The organism is Rhizobium sp. LC145 (assembly GCF_001005825.1).
GTDB lineage: Bacteria > Pseudomonadota > Alphaproteobacteria > Rhizobiales > Rhizobiaceae > Neorhizobium.
On sequence record NZ_LBHV01000016.1, the window covers coordinates 22,366 to 41,418 of the forward strand.

General features: G+C 62.2%; 23 protein-coding genes and 1 pseudogene. 13 read left to right on the top strand and 11 right to left on the bottom strand.

Going from position 1 to position 19,053, the window contains the following annotated elements:
- Positions 1 to 175 precede the first annotated feature (175 nt).
- Positions 176 to 952 (bottom strand): L,D-transpeptidase, encoded by a 777-nt coding sequence (locus tag YH62_RS26955; RefSeq protein ID WP_046797411.1) that lies wholly within the window; start codon positions 950 to 952, stop codon positions 176 to 178.
- 210 nt (positions 953 to 1,162) lie between these two features.
- Between YH62_RS26955 and YH62_RS26960 the strand changes: the two genes are divergently transcribed.
- Positions 1,163 to 1,786 carry a DNA-3-methyladenine glycosylase I gene (locus YH62_RS26960; RefSeq protein ID WP_046797412.1) on the top strand — a complete coding sequence of 208 codons (624 nt, stop codon included), beginning with the start codon at positions 1,163 to 1,165 and terminating at the stop codon, positions 1,784 to 1,786.
- On the opposite strand, the gene YH62_RS26965 is transcribed toward YH62_RS26960, so the two are convergent.
- Both YH62_RS26965 and YH62_RS26970 read right to left on the bottom strand, forming a co-directional pair.
- The gene (locus YH62_RS26965) at positions 1,773 to 2,477 is read right to left on the bottom strand and encodes an HAD family hydrolase (protein ID WP_046797413.1); all 705 of its coding nucleotides are present in this window, start codon (positions 2,475 to 2,477) and stop codon (positions 1,773 to 1,775) included. The genes YH62_RS26960 and YH62_RS26965 overlap by 14 nt on opposite strands.
- 81 nt (positions 2,478 to 2,558) lie before the next feature.
- A complete protein-coding gene (locus YH62_RS26970) occupies positions 2,559 to 2,939 on the bottom strand; it encodes a DUF305 domain-containing protein (RefSeq protein WP_046797414.1) in 381 nt (126 codons plus the stop codon).
- Between the two features lie 142 nt (positions 2,940 to 3,081).
- On the opposite strand from YH62_RS26970, the gene YH62_RS30350 reads away from it, so the two are divergent.
- A complete protein-coding gene (locus YH62_RS30350) occupies positions 3,082 to 3,435 on the top strand; it encodes a hypothetical protein (protein WP_137326879.1) in 354 nt (117 codons plus the stop codon).
- Between the two features lie 10 nt (positions 3,436 to 3,445).
- On the opposite strand, the pseudogene YH62_RS29795 reads toward YH62_RS30350, so the two are convergent.
- Together YH62_RS29795 and YH62_RS26985 are read right to left on the bottom strand one after the other, a co-directional pair.
- A pseudogene (locus tag YH62_RS29795) lies at positions 3,446 to 3,714 on the bottom strand (type II toxin-antitoxin system RelE/ParE family toxin).
- The gene (locus tag YH62_RS26985) at positions 3,698 to 3,925 is read right to left on the bottom strand and encodes a DUF6290 family protein (RefSeq protein ID WP_046797416.1); all 228 of its coding nucleotides are present in this window, start codon (positions 3,923 to 3,925) and stop codon (positions 3,698 to 3,700) included. The pseudogene YH62_RS29795 and the gene YH62_RS26985 overlap by 17 nt, the downstream one beginning before the upstream one ends.
- Before the next feature lie 148 nt (positions 3,926 to 4,073).
- Between YH62_RS26985 and hisS the strand changes: the two genes are divergently transcribed.
- The 3 genes from hisS (at position 4,074) to hisG (ending at position 7,579) form a co-directional block, all read left to right on the top strand.
- Positions 4,074 to 5,594: a histidine--tRNA ligase gene (gene hisS, locus YH62_RS26990; RefSeq protein WP_046797417.1), complete on the top strand. Its 1,521-nt coding sequence runs from the start codon at positions 4,074 to 4,076 to the stop codon at positions 5,592 to 5,594.
- Positions 5,595 to 5,762: 168 nt separating this feature from the next.
- Positions 5,763 to 6,884, top strand: coding sequence for an ATP phosphoribosyltransferase regulatory subunit (locus YH62_RS26995; protein WP_046797418.1), 1,122 nt, complete (start codon positions 5,763 to 5,765; stop codon positions 6,882 to 6,884).
- Positions 6,881 to 7,579, top strand: a complete 699-nt coding sequence (gene hisG, locus YH62_RS27000; protein WP_046797419.1) for an ATP phosphoribosyltransferase — start codon at positions 6,881 to 6,883, stop codon at positions 7,577 to 7,579. The genes YH62_RS26995 and hisG overlap by 4 nt, the downstream gene beginning before the upstream one ends.
- A gap of 65 nt (positions 7,580 to 7,644) precedes the next feature.
- On the opposite strand, the gene YH62_RS27005 is transcribed toward hisG, so the two are convergent.
- Positions 7,645 to 8,094, bottom strand: a complete 450-nt coding sequence (locus YH62_RS27005) for a DoxX family protein (RefSeq protein WP_046797420.1) — start codon at positions 8,092 to 8,094, stop codon at positions 7,645 to 7,647.
- Between the two features lie 300 nt (positions 8,095 to 8,394).
- On the opposite strand from YH62_RS27005, the gene YH62_RS27010 reads away from it, so the two are divergent.
- Positions 8,395 to 9,090: a hypothetical protein gene (locus YH62_RS27010; protein WP_197082557.1), complete on the top strand. Its 696-nt coding sequence runs from the start codon at positions 8,395 to 8,397 to the stop codon at positions 9,088 to 9,090.
- 25 nt (positions 9,091 to 9,115) lie between these two features.
- Here the strand turns inward: YH62_RS27010 and YH62_RS27015 are convergent, their stop codons facing one another.
- Positions 9,116 to 10,009, bottom strand: coding sequence for a LysR family transcriptional regulator (locus YH62_RS27015; protein ID WP_046797421.1), 894 nt, complete (start codon positions 10,007 to 10,009; stop codon positions 9,116 to 9,118).
- 102 nt (positions 10,010 to 10,111) lie between these two features.
- Here YH62_RS27015 and YH62_RS27020 point away from each other — a divergent pair, with 102 nt between their 5' ends.
- From YH62_RS27020 to YH62_RS27025, 3 genes are all read left to right on the top strand, one after another.
- A complete protein-coding gene (locus YH62_RS27020) occupies positions 10,112 to 10,699 on the top strand; it encodes a GNAT family N-acetyltransferase (protein WP_046797455.1) in 588 nt (195 codons plus the stop codon).
- Positions 10,700 to 10,782: 83 nt separating this feature from the next.
- Positions 10,783 to 10,923, top strand: a complete 141-nt coding sequence (locus YH62_RS30925) for a hypothetical protein (RefSeq protein ID WP_245282219.1) — start codon at positions 10,783 to 10,785, stop codon at positions 10,921 to 10,923.
- Positions 10,923 to 11,882, top strand: a complete 960-nt coding sequence (locus YH62_RS27025; protein WP_348625793.1) for an MFS transporter — start codon at positions 10,923 to 10,925, stop codon at positions 11,880 to 11,882. Before YH62_RS30925 ends, YH62_RS27025 begins: the two co-directional genes overlap by 1 nt.
- Positions 11,883 to 12,030: 148 nt before the next feature.
- On the opposite strand, the gene groL is transcribed toward YH62_RS27025, so the two are convergent.
- Together groL and groES are read right to left on the bottom strand one after the other, a co-directional pair.
- On the bottom strand, positions 12,031 to 13,665 hold the full coding sequence (groL, locus tag YH62_RS27030) for a chaperonin GroEL (RefSeq protein ID WP_046797422.1): 1,635 nt from the start codon (positions 13,663 to 13,665) through the stop codon (positions 12,031 to 12,033).
- Positions 13,666 to 13,718: 53 nt separating this feature from the next.
- Positions 13,719 to 14,015: a co-chaperone GroES gene (gene groES, locus YH62_RS27035; RefSeq protein WP_046797423.1), complete on the bottom strand. Its 297-nt coding sequence runs from the start codon at positions 14,013 to 14,015 to the stop codon at positions 13,719 to 13,721.
- Between the two features lie 271 nt (positions 14,016 to 14,286).
- Here groES and YH62_RS27040 point away from each other — a divergent pair, with 271 nt between their 5' ends.
- The 4 genes from YH62_RS27040 (at position 14,287) to YH62_RS27055 (ending at position 18,405) form a co-directional block, all read left to right on the top strand.
- Complete coding sequence (locus YH62_RS27040; protein WP_046797424.1) at positions 14,287 to 15,105, top strand: sulfurtransferase/chromate resistance protein; 819 nt, start codon at positions 14,287 to 14,289, stop codon at positions 15,103 to 15,105.
- 7 nt (positions 15,106 to 15,112) lie between these two features.
- The gene (gene chrA, locus YH62_RS27045) at positions 15,113 to 16,465 is read left to right on the top strand and encodes a chromate efflux transporter (RefSeq protein ID WP_137326905.1); all 1,353 of its coding nucleotides are present in this window, start codon (positions 15,113 to 15,115) and stop codon (positions 16,463 to 16,465) included.
- A 91-nt stretch (positions 16,466 to 16,556) separates the two neighbouring features.
- On the top strand, positions 16,557 to 17,408 hold the full coding sequence (locus YH62_RS27050) for a TIGR01459 family HAD-type hydrolase (protein ID WP_046797426.1): 852 nt from the start codon (positions 16,557 to 16,559) through the stop codon (positions 17,406 to 17,408).
- A 16-nt stretch (positions 17,409 to 17,424) separates the two neighbouring features.
- Complete coding sequence (locus tag YH62_RS27055) at positions 17,425 to 18,405, top strand: bifunctional riboflavin kinase/FAD synthetase (protein WP_046797427.1); 981 nt, start codon at positions 17,425 to 17,427, stop codon at positions 18,403 to 18,405.
- Between the two features lie 5 nt (positions 18,406 to 18,410).
- Here the strand turns inward: YH62_RS27055 and YH62_RS27060 are convergent, their stop codons facing one another.
- Both YH62_RS27060 and YH62_RS27065 read right to left on the bottom strand, forming a co-directional pair.
- Complete coding sequence (locus tag YH62_RS27060) at positions 18,411 to 18,695, bottom strand: type II toxin-antitoxin system RelE/ParE family toxin (RefSeq protein ID WP_046797428.1); 285 nt, start codon at positions 18,693 to 18,695, stop codon at positions 18,411 to 18,413.
- A 5-nt stretch (positions 18,696 to 18,700) separates the two neighbouring features.
- Positions 18,701 to 18,976, bottom strand: coding sequence for an antitoxin (locus YH62_RS27065; protein ID WP_046797456.1), 276 nt, complete (start codon positions 18,974 to 18,976; stop codon positions 18,701 to 18,703).
- Between the last annotated feature and the right edge of the window lie 77 nt (positions 18,977 to 19,053).

Sequence of the window (19,053 nt, forward strand, 5' to 3'; positions counted from 1 at the left end):
GATCCTAAGTCGGGGCAAGATGTCTCGTCTTAGGATTTGGGGCAAGATGAGGCATGGCGAATATAGATGGGTAGCCTGTGTGAAACCGGCCGGATCGTGGCGATCCGGCCACATAAATGCATGTCGCGCACAAGTGTGCGGCGGTTTTGCCATGACGATATGCGGAAAAGAAAGCTCAGATTACTATCACTTTGGTGCCGAGCTTGACCCGTTCGTAGAGATCCACGACGTCCTCGTTGCGCATGCGGATGCAGCCGGAGGAAACCGCGCTGCCGATCGTCCAGGGCGCATTCGTGCCGTGGATGCGGTAGAGCGTGGAGCCGAGATACATGGCGCGCGAGCCGAGCGGGTTTTGAGGGCCGCCTTCCATGAAGGCCGGCAGGTAGTGGCCCTTGGCGGCTTCGCGGGCGATCATCTCCTTCGGCGGCGTCCAGGTCGGCCATTCCTTCTTGGCGGTGACCTTGTGGGTGCCGGCCCATTCGAAGCCCGGCTTGCCGACACCGACGCCGTAGCGCCGCGCCTTGCCATTGCCTGTTACCAGGTAGAGGAAGCGGTTGTTGGTGTCGATGACGATCGTGCCGGTCGGATGCTTGGTTTCATAGGCGACCACCTGCGGCAGGAATTGCGGCTCGACCTGGCTTTTGACGACCTTGTTCGGCCGGACCGCGACCTGCTGGGCACGCTTGCGAGGTTGCTGCCGGATGGCGTCGCGGCGGGTGATCTCACGCGTCGCACGCTGCTGGTAGACACGCGGCTTGGCCGGGCGTTGAGCATAGCCGACCGGCCGCACTCTCGATCCCCCGAGCTGCATGACCCAGGGGGCGGTCAGATCGGGGCTCACGACCACCGGCGGGCGCTCCCGATAACGGTCGTTTGCCGAGGCGGTGTTGGAAAGGGCGGGGCTGAAAAGGGCCGTCGTGAGGCCAAGGACCATAAACAGGGTTTTCTTCATCGGATCTACTCGCTACTCGACAACCGATACGGGGGCTGCGGGTTCACAGCATCTTTGCTGTTGAGAAACTGCCAAGAGAGTGGCGAGCGAATGGTAAACGGGTGGACGCCGCAGCTTGCTGCGCCCGATAAACCTTTTGGCAGGGTTACCGCCTGGTTTTGAAATATGGTTGACGGATGCTGAAACCCGTCAAAACGGGGTTTGAAACGAATGGACGGCATTATCATTGGTGACGACGGCAAGCCGCGCTGCGCCTGGCACCAGGGGCTGGATGATTACCGCCGCTATCATGACGAGGAATGGGGCAGGCCCGTGACGGACGATTTCCGCCTGTTCGAGAAGATCTGCCTGGAAGGTTTCCAGTCTGGCCTTTCCTGGCTCACCATCTTGCGCAAGCGGGAGAATTTCCGTGCCGCCTTCGCGAGGTTCGACTACGGGAAGGTCGCGCAATTCGGCGAGGAGGATATCGCCCGCTGCCTTGCTGATGCTGGCATCATCCGCCATCGCGGCAAGATCGTCTCGACCATCAACAATGCCCGTCGGGCGCTGGAACTGCGCGACGAATTCGGCTCGCTGGCGAAATACTTCTGGAGCTTCGAGCCGAAGGCCACCGAACGGCCGGAGGTGATGGACCTCGAAACGCTGCGCGCCAACCCGACCACGCCGGTCTCGGTAAAACTCTCGAAGGAGTTGAAGAAGCGAGGCTGGACCTTCGTCGGCCCGACCACTGTCTATGCCTTCATGCAGGCCATGGGTCTCGTCAACGACCACCTCGACGGCTGCTTCTGCCAGAAGGAAGTGGAGGCGCAGCGCCTCGCCTTCACGCGGCCCTGATCGTTTCGAGCACGGAACCCAACTGGCCGAGATGCTCGATCTGGCGGAAGCGCGGGGCATCGGTCGGCGGCTCCACATGCTCCACCACCCAGGTCAGCGCATGGGGGATGAAGACGCCATAGCTGCCGGCGGCGATTGCCGGCACAATATCGGATTTCAGCGAATTCCCCACCATCATCGCCCGTTCCGGCCCGTCGGCGAGCTTTGAAAAAATCCGCCGATAGGTGGTGGCGTTCTTGTCGCTGACGATCTCCACCGCATCGAAGAAATCCCCGAGCCCGGATTGGGCGAGCTTGCGCTCCTGGTCGAAGAGGTCGCCCTTGGTGATCAGCACCAGGAGGTATTCGCCGTTGAGCGCCTCAAGCGTTTCCTCCACATGAGGCAGCTTCTCCACCGGGTGTCGCAGCAGGTTTCGGCCGATCTCCAGAATTTCGGCGATCGTATCGGTGGAGACCTGGCCGCCGGTGATCTCGATCGCCGTCTCGATCATCGAAAGCGTGAAGCCTTTGATACCGAAGCCGTAATAGGCGAGATTGCGCTTCTCGGCTTCCAGCAGCCGCTCGGAAATATGCGCGCCCTCGGCGAATTCGCCGAGAAGGTCCACGAAAGACTGTTCCGTCAGGCGGTAATATTGCTCGTTCTGCCAGAGCGTATCGTCGGCATCGAAGCCGATCGCAGTAATCGGGCGCATGGATCACTTCGCCTCCAGACCGTTGATATGGAGGATAAAAAGGTGCCGGGCAAGAAGCCAGCCCTGCCCGGCACCAACTTGTTATTGCCCGCGTGCCTTCAGCCAGGCCTCCATTTCGGCGATTTCAGCCGTCTGCGCCTTGATCACCTCTTCGGCGAGCTTGCGCAGTTCGGGGTCCTTGCCGTGTTCGAGCTCGACCTTGGCCATGTCGATCGCGCCCTGATGGTGCGGGATCATGCTGCGGACGAAATCGACATCGGCATCGCCGGAATATTCGATCGTCATATCCTTGTGCATCTTGTCGTTGGCTTGCGTGAAGCCCTTGGTGGAAGGGCTGGCTTCCGCCGTCGTGGCGGAATGGTCGTGTCCCTTCGTTTCCTGTGCCGCCAGAGGACTGACGACCAGAGGGCCGGCGAGCAGAATGGCCAGAGTTGCAGTCGCAATAATGGTCTTCGAAGACATGGTTTTTCCTTATCCTGTGTCAGATCTGTTGAACTGTGGTGAGAAAACAGTCTCGTCAGGATCGGGGAGGCGGGTCGATCGGCGCCGCCTCGGCGGAGATCAATGCCCGGACCAGGTCAGGCGCCGGATAGGAAAAAGTAAAATGTTTGCCGCCGGCCTGCAGCGGCTCCGGCAGGAGCGTCACACAGGCCGCACAGAACGGCATGACGCAGTTCTTGGCGCCGTGCGGGCAGGGTTTTTGGCTGTTTTTGTGATGTTCGGCCACATCGGCTTTCGCTTTGACCACATGGTCGCCATGGCCCGAATGCTGCTGCGCGGAGGCTGCGGCGTGGTCGAGCGCCGTTACCGCCAATGGCTGGGCAGCCATGGCCGGCATGGCGCCGTAGAAAAGCCAGGCAAGAAACATCAGCAATGGTGCAAGGCGCGACATGCGCAGGAATTTAGTCACTCGGGAACAGAAAGCAAAGGGAAGATCGGCGGAATGCCGAAGACGTGACACCCATGGCTCAGCGGTAGATTTCCCGCCGATGGCCGATCTCGATGACGAGCACTACAAGGCGGTGATCCTGGATATCGCAGATGATGCGGTAATCGCCGACGCGATAGCGCCAATATTCCCCGAACTCGGAGCCTTTCAGCGGCTGTCCGATCTGTCTGGGATCAGGAAGAGAAGCTATTCTCTGTTCCAGGAAGTCCCGGATGCGCTTTCGCGTTCCGGGATCGATTTCTTGGCTAATTTTTGAGCTGCCTGGTCATACTCAATCGTCCAGGCCACGCCAGAATTCCTCCGAATTGATGACTTTGCTCTCACCTCGACGGATCCGTTCCATCGCCGCCTCGGCAGCAGCGATATCGTGCAGGTCCTCGAGATGTTGCTCGAGGATGTCTTTCACATAGGCATCCGGCTCGGCGCCGACTTTGGCCGCATATTCCGCGACAAGCCTGTGCATTTCGTCCGGCATTTCGATCGTAACGCGCTTGTTCATGGCTTTTTGCCTTTCCCTGGCTGGATTATATAGCATCGCATGGCCGCCTTCACCAGCCGCCGCCCTTGCCGCTCCGGCCGTCATCCTCTAAGAAACCGCACACAAATCCGGCCTCCTGCCGAGGTCCGAAGGCAATGGAAATCCGATCATGAGCGACAAGAAACAAAAAACGCAGAAACTCAAGGCCCGCCTGCCGCGCGGCTTCGTCGATCGTTCCGCCGCCGATATCCATGCCACCAACGAGATGATCGAAAAGATCCGCGAGGTCTACGAGCGTTACGGCTTCGATCCGATGGAAACGCCGCTCTTCGAATATACCGATGCACTCGGCAAATTCCTGCCTGACAGCGACCGCCCGAACGAAGGCGTCTTCTCGCTCACGGATGACGACGACCAGTGGATGAGCCTGCGCTACGACCTGACTGCGCCGCTCGCCCGCCATGTCGCGGAAAACTTCAACGAGATCCAGCTGCCGTTCCGCACCTATCGCGCCGGCTATGTCTTCCGCAACGAGAAGCCGGGTCCGGGCCGCTTCCGTCAATTCATGCAGTTCGATGCCGATACCGTGGGCGCGGCGGGCGTCCAGGCCGATGCCGAAATGTGCATGATGATGGCCGACACGATGGAAGCACTCGGCGTCAAGCGCGGCGATTACGTCATTCGCGTCAACAACCGCAAGGTCTTGGACGGCGTCATGGAGGCGATCGGGCTTGGTGGCGAGGACAAGGCCGGCCAACGGCTGAACGTGCTGCGCGCTATCGACAAGCTCGACAAGTTCGGTCCCGAAGGCGTGCGCCTTCTGCTCGGTGAAGGCCGCAAGGATGAGAGCGGCGACTTTACCAAGGGTGCGGGATTGAATGGAGAGCAGATCGAAAAGGTTCTCTTCTTTGTCGGTATCAGGGATTACGCGGAAAGTGCTGTTCAGCTCGCCGAACTCGTAGCCGGTACGGCGCAGGGCGGCGAGGGTGTCGACGAATTGAACACGATCGGTGCGCTTGCAACGAGCGCCGGCTACGGTCCGGACCGCATCAAGATCGATCCCTCCGTCGTGCGGGGCCTCGAATATTACACCGGTCCGGTCTTCGAAGCAGAACTCACCTTCGACGTCACCAACGAGAAGGGCGAGAAGGTCGTCTTCGGCTCGGTCGGCGGCGGCGGGCGGTACGATGGTCTCGTATCGCGCTTCATGGGCCAGCCGGTGCCGGCCACGGGCATTTCCATCGGCGTTTCGCGCCTGATGACGGCGCTGAAGAATTTGGGCAAGCTCGGCCAGGACGAGGTGGTTGCGCCGGTCCTCGTCACCGTCATGGACGGCGATGTGGAGAGCATGGGGCGCTACCAGCGGTTCACCCAGGCTTTGCGCGCCGAAGGTATCCGCGCCGAAATGTACCAGGGCAACTGGAAGAAATTCGGCAACCAGCTCAAATATGCCGACCGCCGCGGCTGCCCGATCGCCATCATCCAGGGCGGCGACGAGCGCGGCCAGGGCGTCGTTCAGATCAAGGACCTCATCGAGGGCAAGCGTCTTTCCGGCGAGATCGAGGACAATGCCGCCTGGCGCGAGGCGCGTGTCGCACAGGAGACGGTTGCCGAGGCCGATCTGATCGCCAAGGTGAAGGAGATTCTGGCGGCACAGGCGGAAGATCGCAGGCGGGCGAGTGATGCTTGATTGGCCCCTCCCCAACCCTCCCCACAAGGGGGAGGGAGCCGGTCGGCGCAAGCCGCCATCCTGGTGTGAAACCGCTGAGTTTTATGTTCCTGCGCTGAACGGTGCGGCGAACCTTACCCTCCCCCTTGTGGGGAGGGTCGGAGCGAAGCGACGGGGAGGGGAAATTCCATGCCCCTGAGCGACATGCCGGAATTTTCCGACGACCTGTTGAAGGAATTCGAGACCCGGCGGACCGAGCGGGTCAATACGCCGGTCATCCAGCCTGCCGAACCTTTTCTCGATATAGCGGGCGAGGATCTGCGCCGCCGCATTTTTCTCACCGAGAGCGAAACGGGCGCCAGCCTGTGCCTGCGGCCGGAATTCACCATTCCCGTCTGCCTGCGGCATATCGAGACCGCGACGGGCACGCCGCGGCGCTATTCCTATCTGGGAGAGGTTTTCCGGCAGCGGCGCGAGGGCGCCCATGAATTCTATCAGGCGGGCATCGAGGATCTCGGCGATAAGGATATCGCAAGCGCCGATGCGCGGGCGATCGGGGACGCCACGGGCGTCCTGAAGGCGCTGCTCCCCGGCCGGAAACTCGCCTTGACGCTCGGAGACCAGGCGGTTTTCGAAGCGGTGGTGCAGGCGCTCGGCCTGCCGCTCGGCTGGCAGAAGCGGCTGATCCATGCCTTCGGCGATATGGAGCATCTGGAAGCCCTGCTGGAACGGCTGGCGCGCCCTCAGCCGGTCGCCGGCCTCGATCCGGAGATCGCCGGGCTGATCGCCTCCGGCAAGGAGGCTGAGCTGGTGGCCCGCATCGACCGGACCATGCAGGAAACCGGCTATTCCACCAATGCCAGCCGCTCGCCGGCGGAGATCGCCCGCAGGCTGAAGGAGAAGCTCGAGCTTGCCGAAACCCGGCTTGATGGCTCTGCTCTTCTTCTGCTGCGCGAATTCCTGACGCTGCAACTGCCGCTCGATGAGGCGCCGGCGGCTCTGGCCGGTTTTGCCGATGCCGCCGGGCTGAAGCTCGGCGCCGCGCTGGCGCTCTTCGATGCCCGGCTTGCCGCGCTCGCCAATGCGGGTGCCGATATCGGCGGCATGACCTATCGCGCCGCCTTCGGCCGTCCGCTCGACTATTATACCGGCCTCGTCTTCGAGATCACGGAAGCGGGAAGCTCCGCGGTGCTCGCCGGCGGCGGTCGCTTCGACCGTCTGCTGACGCTCCTCGGAGCGAGCGACCATGTCCCGGCGGTCGGCTTCTCTCTGTGGCTCGATCGCATCGAGGCGGGGAGGGCGGACCAATGAACACGATCACCATCGCCTTGCCCTCCAAGGGCCGCATCAAGGAAGAGGCTGCCACCATCTTCGAGCGCGCCGGCCTGGCGATTTCAGCCGTCGGCAACGACCGCTCCTATCGTGGCCGGATCGAGGGTATCGAAGGCGTCGAGATAGCCTATCTCTCGGCCTCGGAGATCGCCCGCGAACTCGCAAACGGCGCCGTCGATTTCGGGGTTACCGGCGAGGACCTGGTCCGCGAAGGCATGCCCGAGGTGGATCAGAAGGTTGAATTCTGCGCGCGCCTTGGCTTCGGCGGGGCGGATGTCGTGGTCGCGGTTCCGGAAATCTGGCTCGATGTCGAGACCATGGCCGATCTCGGCGATGTGGCTGCGGATTTCCGCGCCCGGCATGGCCGGCGGCTGGCGATCGCCACGAAATACTGGCGGCTGACCCAGCAATTCTTCTCCCGCCAGCACGGCATCCAGCTCTACCGGATCGTCGAAAGCCTCGGCGCGACGGAAGGTGCGCCGGCGGCGGGCCAGGCGGATATCATCGTCGATATCACCTCGACGGGCTCCACGCTTCGCGCCAACCACCTCAAGGTCCTGGCGGACGGAGTTATCCTCAAAAGCGAGGCCTGCCTGGTGCGCGCTCGCAAGACCGTGCATGACGGCGATCCGCGCATAGCGAAGATCGTGAAAGCCGTCCGCACCGCCCTCTAGCGCCAAAATAAAAAGACCGCCGGATTTGCATCCGGCGGCCGTATCGGGCAGGGAAAGCTCGATAGTTATGCGTTGAGGGCGACCGAGCCGCGGCGGGCATCGATCGAGTAGGCGCCGGCGCCTGCGGCAGCGAGCACCAGGAAGCCGCCTGCGATCGTCAGGTTCTTCATCATGTTGAGCTGATTGAACATGGTCAGCATGCCGTTCGCGGCTTCCGGAAAGTCGGGAATGTTGATCGCGCTCGAATGGAAGGCGAACGCCGTGAAGGCGGAAAAGGCCGCAAGCAGAAGCGCGGCGATCCGGGTCTTGAAACCGACGAGAACGGCGATGCCCGCCAATAGTTCGAAGATGCCGGCGACATAGGCCAGCAGCGTTGCGGCCGGAAGGCCGGCGCCCGCGATCATGCCGGCGGTGCCGGCGGGATCGATAAGCTTTGGATAGCCGGACAGGATGAACATGGCCGAAAGCAGCACGCGGCCGGCAAGCAGAAGCAGGTTTGTGGAAGTGGCGGACATTTTTCTCAGGTCTCCGATGATTGTCCTTGGCCGGACTAAGCGTTGATGACTGGGAACATTCTGCATCGTTTATTCTGCCTCAGGAAGATGAACAATGCGAGACGGTTTGTCTACTATAAGTGAACAACCGCTCTCCTGATGGGCGCCGCATGCAGTTGACGTATGAGGCAATCCGCAGTCGCGAGAATGTGAGCCGCTGTTTGCTTGCCCTATATTCTTCATATGATACGGTACGTTTCGTATCGAAAAGCGAGCAGCGTTCCGATTGGGATACTGCCTTGCTCATCAAGGAGAACGGGCATGAAACGGAGAGTGCTTTATTCACGCTGCGGTCCGGCGCTGGCGCTGAGTGCAGTCGCAACGATGGCTGCGTTGGCTGGTCTGGAGGGAAGGGCGATGGCTCAAGCGAATAGTCCCGCAGCACAGCAGGATATGTCCGGCCGGGCTGCCGGGCTCGAAGCTCTTCCATTTCCGCCGGGTTACCGAGAGGTCGGCGCGGGCGAGGTCGCGATAGACGGCGGGAAGGCGCGGCTCGTCCGCTACGAACGGGCGGACGGGCGCAATTCCGGTCTTGGCGGCGAGCATTTCAGTACGGTCACCGATCCTTCGGGCAAGCTCAAGGGATTCACGCGAATGGACCTTTCTCTTCGGGAAGGCGAGCTTCCGGGTGAGGAAGAGGCGCGGAGCATAGCCATGCGCTTTCTTGGCACCCACGCGCCGGATCTTTTGCCCGGTTTGAGGATCAGCTTCATCGCGCCTCACGAGGAAACGGTCGAGAGCGGCGGTCGTCCGGGGACGCTGACAGGCATGAAGGGGAAGATGCGCAATACGGCCGATGGCCGCTGGTTCTGGGTCATCGTCGGCTCGGACCGCGAGGTCATGGTGTTTGAGCGCGACATCGTCTGGGCCAATCTCCAGGGACGCCGACAGACGGAAATGTGGCTCCATGACCGCTGGCTCGAAGAGCGTGGCGCGGATTTTCTGCGCGATGCGTAGGCTCCAAGGATCAGGCGGCCGTTGATCAAGGTGGCGGGCTTGCGGCAAGGCCGAGAAGCCCGTCACGCAAGGCCTTGAGCCCCCGGTGAAGCCGCTTGTCGCGGCGGATCACCACCGCCAGCTCGCGATGAAGCCGCGGGGAGAGAGACCTTGTGACGAGGTCCGGCCGCTCGCCGGGCGGCACCGCCATGCCGGGCAGGATGGCGCAGCCCAGCCCGGCGCCGACCATCGCCTTGATGGCCTCGACGCTTCCGAGCGACATCGTCGGGTTGAGGGCCACATCGTTGCCGGCAAACCATCTGTCGACGATGCGGCGGGTATTGCCGCCGGGTTCGAAGAGCAGCAGGGGCAGTTTGGAAAGGCTGTCAGCCGTCACCACGTCCGGCAGGGTCATGTCGCGAGGCGCGACGGCAACGAATTCGTCGTCCATGACCGGGGTGATTTCGAGCATTCGCCCGGAGGCCGGCAGGGTGACGAGCGCGATATCGATAAGGTTTTCCTCCACGGCCTTGACGATCTCGGACGTGTTCCCGGTGGTGACGGTGATCTCGAGGCCCGGATATCTGCGGCGAAGCTCTCCGAGAAGCGGCGGCAGCAGGAAGATGCAGGCGGTAGCCCCGGTGCCGAGGCGCACCCGGCCGATCGCGCCGCTCGCATGGCGCGCGACCGCCTCGACGGCGGATGAGACCTCGGCATCGATACGTTCCGCATGGGCGAGGAGTTCGGCGCCCGCCGTCGTCGGTCGGGCCTTTCGTCCGACCCGCTCGACAAGCACGGTTCCGAGCCGCTTTTCCAACTGGCGGATCTGCATGCTGACCGCCGGCTGAGTGAGGCCCAGCCGCTCGGCGGCAGCGGAAAAGCTGCCGTGCTCGATCACGGTCACGAAGGTCTTGAGATAATCGAGATTGAGGCTCTGCATTCAAAAAATCTCTCATGCTTTGCATAATTATCCAAAGCTTCTTTTATGTATTTGCATCCGCCATGATGCGGCTTCAAGATTGGCGCAGAGGAAATTGCAATGATGGAAAGCGAGGATTTTGTGAAGGAAGCATTGGTGACGCCCGCCGGGGGCAGTGTCCTGATCCGCGACGCCGAAGAAGCGGATATGGGAGCGGTGCAGGCGATCTATGCCCGCCATGTGCTTCATGGGCTTGCCACCTTCGAGGAGACGCCGCCTTCCGTAGAGGAGCTTCTTTCCCGTCGGGCCTCGGTTCTTGCGAGCGGTTTGCCCTATCTCGTCGCCGAACTGGAGGGGAAGATCGCGGGCTACGCCTACGCGACGGCTTACCGGCCGCGTCCGGCCTATCGTTTCACGATCGAGGATTCGGTCTATGTGGCGGAAGGCCTCGGTGGACGAGGCATCGGCAGCGCCTTGCTCGGGGCACTCATCGCCCGGTGCGAAAAAGGGCCGTGGCGGCAGATGCTGGCCGTCGTCGGCAACAGCGGCAACGAGGGCTCGATCGCGCTCCATAAGCGGATGGGCTTCCGCGAGGTCGGTATCCTGCGCTCGGTCGGCTTCAAGCTTGGCCAGTGGGTCGATACGGTTCTGATGCAGAGGCCGCTCGGCGAAGGCGACGAAAGCGCGCCGGACCGAGGCCTTGCGGGATGACCGCAGCGATTTCGCGTGGGACCGTTCTGTGCCTGGCACTTGGCTAGCTCGTCGCCTGGGGCATTTCCTACTATCTGATCGGCGTGTTCGGTGATCTGATCGCAGCCGATCTCGGTTGGAGCGCCGAAATCGTGTATGGCGGCTTCGCGGCCGCGTTGCTGGTGATGGGGTTTGTCTCGCCGCTCGTCGGCCCGTCATCGATCGCCAAGGGGGGCGTTCGGTGATGATCGCCGGCGCGCTGCTCAATGCGGCGGGCTGTCTTCTCCTTGCCGTCAGCCATGGTGTGGCGACCTATTATGCCGCCTGGGTCTGTATCGGGCTTGCCATGCGGCTCACTCTTTATGACGCCGCGTTTGCGGCGCTCGTGCGGATAGGCGGGGCCGAGGCGCGTCGTCCGATCTCTCAGATCACCCTTCTGGGTGGGCTTGCCTCCACCACCTTCTGGCCCGTCGGCCATTTCCTGGCCGAACATTTCGACTGGCGTGGCGCGGTCGTCGCCTATGCCGGCTTCGCGCTCTTGACGATCCCGCTCTACCTCTCGATTCCAGACGTGCCGGCGCGGTCGTCGGAAAGTCCCGGGGCCATCACGCATGCGCCGGCGCCTGCCGCCGGCCGCGGGAACGCAGTCGTTCTGGGCGGGCTTTACGCGCTGATCATGAGCCTTGCCAATTTTCTGAATGCCGGCATGTCGGCGCATATGATCGGCGTGCTGGCGGGGCTCGGGCTCGCCGCCTCGGTATCCGTCTGGATTGCCACCCTGCGCGGCATCGGCCAATCTCTGGCGCGCTTCTGCGAGGTGCTTTTCGGCGGACGGATCGACCCGCTGACGCTCAATCTGGCGGCAACGCTCGTCCTGCCGCTTGCCTTTGCCGCAGGGCTGTTTTCGGGAACATCCGTCGTCGCGGCGGGCGTGTTCTCCTTCGCCTACGGCGCCGGCAACGGGCTTCTGACGATCACGCGCGGCACCCTGCCGCTCGTCCTCTTCGATCACCGGACATACGGCACGGTGGCCGGACGCCTGATAGCGCCGAGCTTCTTCTTCTCGGCCGCCGCGCCGGTTGCCTATGCCTATGTCATGCAGCGATTTGGGGAGGCGGGCGCCCTCTATCTCTCGGCTGTCGCCGCCACCGTCATCGTCTTCGCCGCCACGCTCCTTCTCCTGCTTGGCAGAGCAAAGCCTTAAATGAAAAAGGGCGGCCCGAAGACCGCCCTTTCTGAATTTCGGTGACAGAATTTCTTAGAAATCCATGCCGCCACCTCAAGCCTGCTTTGCAGGCTTGAGCACTTTTAGTGATGGGCGGTCATTCTGGACTTCCCGAACCTTGCGGTTCTTAGAAATCCATGCCGCCCATGCCGCCGCCCGGCATTGCCGGCATCGGGGCTTCCTTCTTCGGCAGCTCGGCGATCATGGCTTCCGTCGTGATCAGCAGAGAAGCAACCGAAGCGGCGTTCTGCAGAGCGGTGCGGACAACCTTGACCGGATCGACGATGCCGAGCTGGATCAGGTCGCCGTATTCGCCGGTCTGGGCGTTGTAGCCGTAGTTGTCTTCGTTCTTCTCGAGGATCTTGCCCACGACGATCGAAGCTTCGTCACCTGCGTTGTCCGCGATCTGGCGAACCAGCGACTGCAGCGCCTTGCGGACGATGTTGATGCCGGCTTCCTGGTCGTCGTTTGCGCCCTTGGCGGTGATCTTCGTGGAAGAACGCAGCAGAGCCACGCCGCCGCCCGGTACGATGCCTTCCTGAACGGCAGCACGCGTCGCGTTGAGGGCGTCGTCGATGCGGTCCTTCTTTTCCTTCACTTCGACTTCCGTTGAGCCGCCGACGCGGATCACGGCAACGCCGCCAGCGAGCTTGGCAAGACGCTCCTGCAGCTTTTCGCGGTCGTAGTCCGAAGTGGTTTCCTCGATCTGGGCCTTGATCTGGTTGACGCGGCCCTCAATGTCGGTCTTGGCGCCGGCGCCGTCGACGATCGTGGTGTTTTCCTTGGAGATCGAGACCTTCTTGGTGCGGCCGAGCATGTCGAGGGTAACATTCTCGAGCTTGATGCCGAGGTCCTCGGAAATCACCGTGCCGCCCGTCAGGATGGCGATGTCTTCGAGCATGGCCTTGCGGCGGTCGCCGAAGCCCGGAGCCTTGACGGCAGCGATCTTGAGGCCGCCGCGCAGCTTGTTGACGACGAGCGTGGCGAGAGCTTCGCCTTCGACGTCTTCAGCGATGATGAGGAGCGGCTTGCCGGTCTGAACGACGGCTTCGAGAACCGGAAGCATGGCCTGGAGGTTGGAGAGCTTCTTCTCGTGCAGGAGAATGAAGGCGTCTTCCAGGTCAGCAACCATCTTTTCCGGGTTGGTGACGAAGTAGGGCGAGAGATAGCCGCGGTCGAACTGCATGCCTTCGACGACTTCGAGTTCGGTCTCGGCGGTCTTGGCTTCTTCGACGGTGATGACGCCTTCGTTGCCGACCTTCTGCATCGCTTCAGCGATGTCGAGGCCGACCTGACGGTCGCCGTTTGCCGAAATCGTGCCGACCTGTGCGACTTCTTCCGAAGTGTTGATCTTCTTGGCCTTGGCCTGGAGATCCTTGACGACTTCGGCAACGGCGAGATCGATGCCGCGCTTCAGGTCCATCGGGTTCATGCCGGCTGCAACAGCCTTCTGGCCTTCGCGGACGATGGCCTGGGCGAGAACCGTTGCGGTCGTGGTGCCGTCACCGGCGACGTCGTTGGTCTTCGAAGCGACTTCGCGGACCATCTGGGCGCCCATGTTTTCGAACTTGTCTTCCAGTTCGATTTCCTTGGCGACGGAAACGCCGTCCTTGGTGATGCGCGGAGCGCCGAAGGACTTGTCGATAACGACGTTACGACCCTTCGGGCCGAGCGTTACCTTGACTGCGTCAGCGAGAATATCGACGCCACGCAGCATCTTTTCGCGCGCGCTGCGGCCGAATTTGACTTCTTTAGCTGCCATTTTGAGAACTCCTGAAAAGAGGTGTCAGCGAATTACGAGTGAGCGACCGGCAATCAGCCGATAACGCCCATGATGTCGGATTCCTTCATGATCAGAAGGTCTTCGCCGTTGAGCTTGACTTCCGTGCCGGACCACTTGCCGAACAGAACGCGGTCCCCAACCTTGACGTCGAGCGCGATGAGAGCGCCCTTGTCGTCACGAGCGCCGGTGCCGACGGCGACGATTTCGCCTTCCTGCGGCTTTTCCTTTGCGGTGTCCGGAATGATGATGCCGCCCTTGGTCTTTTCTTCAGACTCGACGCGGCGAACAACGACGCGATCGTGCAGGGGGCGGAAATTGGTGCTTGCCATTGTCTTATCCCTCGATCAAATGACATTGACGGATATCGAAATCCGTATCTCTTTCGTTAGCACTCGTCTCCAGGGAGTGCTAACGCGACCCGAGATAAGGAGGGCCGCAGAGGGAGTCAAGAACGTCGATCAAATTTCTCGTTCGACTTGACCAGCGGGATGTAATCTCGTCTAATCAAGGTATGGGGTCTGCGAGTACCCCACGAGGCGCCATGCCGAAATTCGCGTCCTTCATATGGCTATAACATATGTTTCCTAGAGGACACGGATCATGGCAACCTACAACGCTATATCACCCGAAAAACTTGTCCGTTTGATCGGTACGCCGAAGGCGCCGATCCTCATTGATGTGCGCGACGAGGACGACTTCCCCGCCGATCCGCATCTTGTCCCCGGATCGATCCACCGCGACGACCACGATGTTGCCGACTGGGCCGCAACCTATGCCGGCCGCTGGGTGGTCGTCATCTGCCAAAAGGGCCTGAAGATCAGCGAGGGCGTGGCCGCCTTCCTGCGGCTGGCAGGAGTACAGGCGGAAACCCTGGAAGGCGGGTTCCTTGCCTGGCGGGCGGCGGGCCTGCCCGTCGTGCCGGTGGCTCGTCTACCGGGACAGAATTCCTCCGGCAGCACGCTCTGGGTCACCCGCGCTCGACCGAAGATCGATCGCATCGCCTGTCCATGGCTGGTCCGCCGTTTCGTGGATGTTCAAGCCCGCTTTCTTTTCGTATCGGCTTCCGAGGTCGAAGCTGTTGCCGAGCGTTTCGGCGCGACGCCCTTCGATATCGAGGGCGTGTTCTGGAGCCATCGCGGCGAGCTCTGCAGCTTCGACGTCATGGTGGAGGAATTCGGCCTTGCCTTCCCGGCATTGCAGAGAATGGCCCGCATCGTGCGGGGAGCCGATACCGATCGGCCGGACCTCGAGCCGCAGGCGGCGGGGCTGCTCGCCATATCGCTTGGCCTGTCGCGCATGTATTCCGAAGATCTGGAGCAACTGGAGCAAGGCATGCTGGTTTACGATGCCCTCTATCGCTGGGCACGGGATGCCACGGATGAAAAGCACGACTGGGTATCCCATGGCGGGCGGAAGTGAGGCGGCCATGCACGGAACAATAAAGGAAGAAGCCGCCGAGCGCCCCACGTTCGGCGAGCTCGTCTCCGTCTTCGCGCGCATCGGCATCTTAAGCTTCGGCGGGCCGGCGGCGCAGATCGGCATGCTGCACAAGGCCGTGGTGGAGGAGAAGCGCTGGCTTTCCGAGGAGCGCTTCTTGCATGCGCTGAACTATTGCATGTTGCTGCCGGGCCCGGAGGCCCAGCAGCTCGCCACCTACGCCGGCTGGCTGATGTTCGGCGTGCGCGGCGGCATCGTCGCGGGCCTTCTCTTCGTGCTGCCGGGGCTTGCCGTCATCATGGCGCTTTCGGCAGCCTATGCGCTCTTCCAGGAAACCACCTGGCTGACCGGCCTCTTCTTCGGATTGAAGGCCGCGGTGCTGGCGATCGTCGTGGAAGCGGTGATCCGCCTGGGACGCAAGACGCTGAGAAACCGCTTTCTCGTCGTGATCGCCGCGCTAGCCTTCCTCGCGCTGTTCGTGTTCGGCCTGCCGTTTCCGCTGGTGGTGCTTGCCGCCGGCCTCGCGGGTTTCCTGGCCTCCCGGATCTATCCGGCACGGCTCGCGGCGCAGCCGGCAACCGACCTCATGGAAACCAGGCGACCGCCGCTGCTGGGGTCGCTCCTGACGCTCGCCTTCTGGGTTTTTCTCTGGCAACTGCCGCTGCTCGTTCTTTGGCTCTTTGCCGGCACCGAAAGCCTGGCGGCCATGTTTTCCTTCTTCTCGCGGATGGCGCTCGTCACTTTCGGCGGGGCTTATGCGGTGCTCGCCTATGTGGCGCAGGTAGCGGTGGAAGGTTACGGCTGGCTGATGCCGGGCGAGATGGTCGATGGGCTGGCGCTTGCCGAAACCACGCCGGGGCCGCTGGTGCTGGTGCTCTCCTTCGTGGGTTTCATGGTCGGCTTCCGGTTCTCTCCGGGGCTCGATGCCGTCTTCGCGGGCCTCATCGGCGCCTCGCTCGCCGCCTGGGCGACCTTCGTGCCGAGCTTCATCTGGATTTTCGCCGGCGCGCCCTACATCGAACGGCTGAGAGGCAATGCCGCCCTTTCGGCGGCGCTGGCAGCGATCACCGCCGCGGTCGTCGGCGTCATCCTCAATCTGGCGATCTGGTTCGGTCTGCATGTGCTGTTTTCCGAGGTGGCTCGCATTCCGCTCTGGCCGTCCGCGGCGCCCGGCGGAGAGCCGGTCGCCGGCCTTTGGTGGCCCGTCTGGCAATCGCTCGATCCCGCGGCGCTGGCACTGTTCCTCGTCTCCGCCTTCCTCCTGTTCCGGCTGAAGCTCGGCATGGTGGCGGTGCTGACGGTCTGCGCGGCGGCGGGCCTGGCGCTGAGGCTGTTGTTCTAGATCGGAATTTCCGGTCGCCTCCGAAATTTCCTTGCCATCGCGGAAAAGCTTTGCGATGTCAGCGCCAGTCGAATTCAAGGAATGAGCGCGCATGGCCAGACGAATCGGCAATCTCAGCGAGGTCGCAAAAGACTACGACGTGGTGCTTTCGGATGTCTGGGGCGTGCTGCATAACGGCGTCGATCCGTTCATGCACTCCGCAGACGCGCTCGAAGAGGCGAGGTCGGGCGGCGCGACCGTCGTTCTCATCACCAATTCACCGCGGCTTGCTCATCAGGTCGCCGCCCAGCTTCACCATATCGGGGTTCCCGATACCGCCTATGACCGCGTCGTCACATCCGGCGACGTGACGCGCCGCCTGATCGCCGAGGGGCCGAAAAAGGTCTTCCTGCTCGGGCCGGAGCGCGACACCGCCCTCATAGAGGATCTCGGGGTCGAGCGGGTATCCGATCCGAAGGAGGCCAATTCGCTCGTCTGCAGCGGCTTCTTCGATGACGAGACGGAGACCCCGGAAGACTATACCGACATGCTGCGGGACTTCCTGGCGCGTGACGTGACGATGATCTGCGCCAACCCCGATCTGGTGGTGGAGCGCGGCCATCGCATCATCCCCTGCGCCGGCGCCATGGCGGCCTATTACGAACAGCTCGGCGGCAGGAGCCGTATTGCCGGCAAGCCGCACCGGCCGATCTATGAGGCGAGCTTTGCCGCCGCCCGCGAGGTGCGCGGCGAATTCTCTCTCGACAAGGTGCTTGCGATCGGCGACGGCATGCCGACCGATGTACGTGGCGCGCTCGCCGCCGGCCTGGACCTCCTCTATATCAGCGGCGGTATCCATGCGGCAGAATATACGGTGAAGGGAGAGCCGGACGAGGCGATCCTGAATGCCTGGCTGAAGCGCGAAGGCGCGACGCCGAAATGGTGGATGCCGCGGCTCGCCTGAGGACGGAATTCTCCCGATGACCGTATTCCACCGCAACGAAAAGAAGGAGCCGCTGCCCGAAGCCCTGAAGGGCGGAGTGGTGGCGATCGGCAATTTCGACGGCGTGCATCGCGGCCACCGCAGCGTACTCGAACGGGCGCTTGCGCTTGCCGAGGAGCGCGGTGTCCCTGCTTTGGTGCTGACCTTCGAGCCGCATCCGCGCACCGTCTTCCGGCCCGATGCACCGGTCTTCCGGCTGACCCCGGCGCCGATGAAGGCGCGGCTTCTGGAGGCTATGGGCTTCCGGTCGGTGATCGAATATCCCTTCGATCGCGATTTTTCGACCCGTTCCGCGGAGGAGTTCGTCGAGACGATCCTGGTCGATTGGCTTGGCGCAAGCGGCGTGGTGACCGGCTTTGACTTTCATTTCGGCAAGGACAGGGAAGGCGGACCGGCTTTCCTGATGGCGGCCGGCAAGCGGCGCGGGTTTGCCGTGACGCTGGTGGATGCTTTCCGTGACGAGAATGCCGAAGTGATCTCGTCCAGCCGCATCCGGGCTCTGCTTTGCGAAGGCGACGTTGCCGGCGCCGCCGGCCTGCTCGGTTATCGCTATACGGTGGAGGCGGAGGTGATCGGCGGCGAGAAGCTCGGACGCCAGCTCGGTTTTCCGACCGCCAACATGCGGCTTCCGCCCGAAACGGAGCTGAAGGCCGGCATCTACGCGGTGCGTTTCCGCAGGCCCGACGGCACGCTCCATGACGGCGTGGCGAGCTATGGCCGCCGTCCGACGGTAACGGAAAACGGCGCGCCCTTGCTGGAAACCTTTCTCTTCGATTTCTCGGGTGATCTCTATGGAGAGGTCTGTTCCGTCTCCTTCTTCGGCCATCTGCGCGACGAGCTGAAGTTCGACGGTCTCGACCCCCTCGTGGAGCAGATCAGGCGCGATGAGGAGGAGGCGAGGGCGCTGCTTTCCGGCGTGCGCCCGCTCGGCGACTTGGACGCGAAGATCGCGTTTTAGGGGAATTATTCGCCAGCCGGCGGCCATTGTCGGGACGTGTGGACGATCGCCAGAATCCAGATCGTTTTGTCATCGACTTCGTATACGATCCGGTAGCTTTCATGAGGCACAAGCTCACGGGTTCCGGCAATTGCACCGATTTTCCCATGCTGAGGAAAGTTCTTGAGGCGCGAAACCGCGGCAGCAAGCATATCGTCCATCCGCAAGGCGGCGCTTGGATTTTGGACTGCGATATAGTCGAATATTTCCACGCGGTCTTGTCTCGCAGCCAAAGTCCAGCGGATGATCATGGCGATTAGTTGCCCCGCGCGGCAGCGCGTCGAGCGGCGAATTCCTGTTCGACCTCATCATTCGATAGGGTTTGGCCAGCGGTAATCTGCGCTCGCGCCAAATCGACCTTCTTTTGCAGAAATGCCGCGTAATCCGCTTCCGATTGCTGCTGCTTGATGAAGTCGCGCATCATCTCGCGTACGATTTGTGAGGCTGGCCTGTGAGAGGCTTCCGCGGCTGCCATGAATTCATCCCGGAGTTCCTTCTCCAATTTCATGGTGAAAACAGCTTCCTTGCCCATCGCTTCGTCTCCATGTGATGAAAAGATATATAACTCGTATATACGCCAATTGCGACCGCGCTCTGATGTTTTCCCTT

What these genes read in the sequence shown, in the direction of transcription:
- YH62_RS26955 (WP_046797411.1), bottom strand. Translation starts at nt 952, where the DNA reads ATGAAGAAAACCCTGTTTATGGTCCTTGGCCTCACGACGGCCCTTTTC.
- YH62_RS26960 (WP_046797412.1), top strand. Translation starts at nt 1,163, where the DNA reads ATGGACGGCATTATCATTGGTGACGACGGCAAGCCGCGCTGCGCCTGG.
- YH62_RS26965 (WP_046797413.1), bottom strand. Translation starts at nt 2,477, where the DNA reads ATGCGCCCGATTACTGCGATCGGCTTCGATGCCGACGATACGCTCTGG.
- YH62_RS26970 (WP_046797414.1), bottom strand. Translation starts at nt 2,939, where the DNA reads ATGTCTTCGAAGACCATTATTGCGACTGCAACTCTGGCCATTCTGCTC.
- YH62_RS30350 (WP_137326879.1), top strand. Translation starts at nt 3,082, where the DNA reads ATGTTTGCCGCCGGCCTGCAGCGGCTCCGGCAGGAGCGTCACACAGGC.
- YH62_RS26985 (WP_046797416.1), bottom strand. Translation starts at nt 3,925, where the DNA reads ATGAACAAGCGCGTTACGATCGAAATGCCGGACGAAATGCACAGGCTT.
- hisS (WP_046797417.1), top strand. Translation starts at nt 4,074, where the DNA reads ATGAGCGACAAGAAACAAAAAACGCAGAAACTCAAGGCCCGCCTGCCG.
- YH62_RS26995 (WP_046797418.1), top strand. Translation starts at nt 5,763, where the DNA reads ATGCCCCTGAGCGACATGCCGGAATTTTCCGACGACCTGTTGAAGGAA.
- hisG (WP_046797419.1), top strand. Translation starts at nt 6,881, where the DNA reads ATGAACACGATCACCATCGCCTTGCCCTCCAAGGGCCGCATCAAGGAA.
- YH62_RS27005 (WP_046797420.1), bottom strand. Translation starts at nt 8,094, where the DNA reads ATGTCCGCCACTTCCACAAACCTGCTTCTGCTTGCCGGCCGCGTGCTG.
- YH62_RS27010 (WP_197082557.1), top strand. Translation starts at nt 8,395, where the DNA reads ATGAAACGGAGAGTGCTTTATTCACGCTGCGGTCCGGCGCTGGCGCTG.
- YH62_RS27015 (WP_046797421.1), bottom strand. Translation starts at nt 10,009, where the DNA reads ATGCAGAGCCTCAATCTCGATTATCTCAAGACCTTCGTGACCGTGATC.
- YH62_RS27020 (WP_046797455.1), top strand. Translation starts at nt 10,112, where the DNA reads ATGGAAAGCGAGGATTTTGTGAAGGAAGCATTGGTGACGCCCGCCGGG.
- YH62_RS27025 (WP_348625793.1), top strand. Translation starts at nt 10,923, where the DNA reads ATGATCGCCGGCGCGCTGCTCAATGCGGCGGGCTGTCTTCTCCTTGCC.
- groL (WP_046797422.1), bottom strand. Translation starts at nt 13,665, where the DNA reads ATGGCAGCTAAAGAAGTCAAATTCGGCCGCAGCGCGCGCGAAAAGATG.
- groES (WP_046797423.1), bottom strand. Translation starts at nt 14,015, where the DNA reads ATGGCAAGCACCAATTTCCGCCCCCTGCACGATCGCGTCGTTGTTCGC.
- YH62_RS27040 (WP_046797424.1), top strand. Translation starts at nt 14,287, where the DNA reads ATGGCAACCTACAACGCTATATCACCCGAAAAACTTGTCCGTTTGATC.
- chrA (WP_137326905.1), top strand. Translation starts at nt 15,113, where the DNA reads ATGCACGGAACAATAAAGGAAGAAGCCGCCGAGCGCCCCACGTTCGGC.
- YH62_RS27050 (WP_046797426.1), top strand. Translation starts at nt 16,557, where the DNA reads ATGGCCAGACGAATCGGCAATCTCAGCGAGGTCGCAAAAGACTACGAC.
- YH62_RS27055 (WP_046797427.1), top strand. Translation starts at nt 17,425, where the DNA reads ATGACCGTATTCCACCGCAACGAAAAGAAGGAGCCGCTGCCCGAAGCC.
- YH62_RS27060 (WP_046797428.1), bottom strand. Translation starts at nt 18,695, where the DNA reads ATGATCATCCGCTGGACTTTGGCTGCGAGACAAGACCGCGTGGAAATA.
- YH62_RS27065 (WP_046797456.1), bottom strand. Translation starts at nt 18,976, where the DNA reads ATGGGCAAGGAAGCTGTTTTCACCATGAAATTGGAGAAGGAACTCCGG.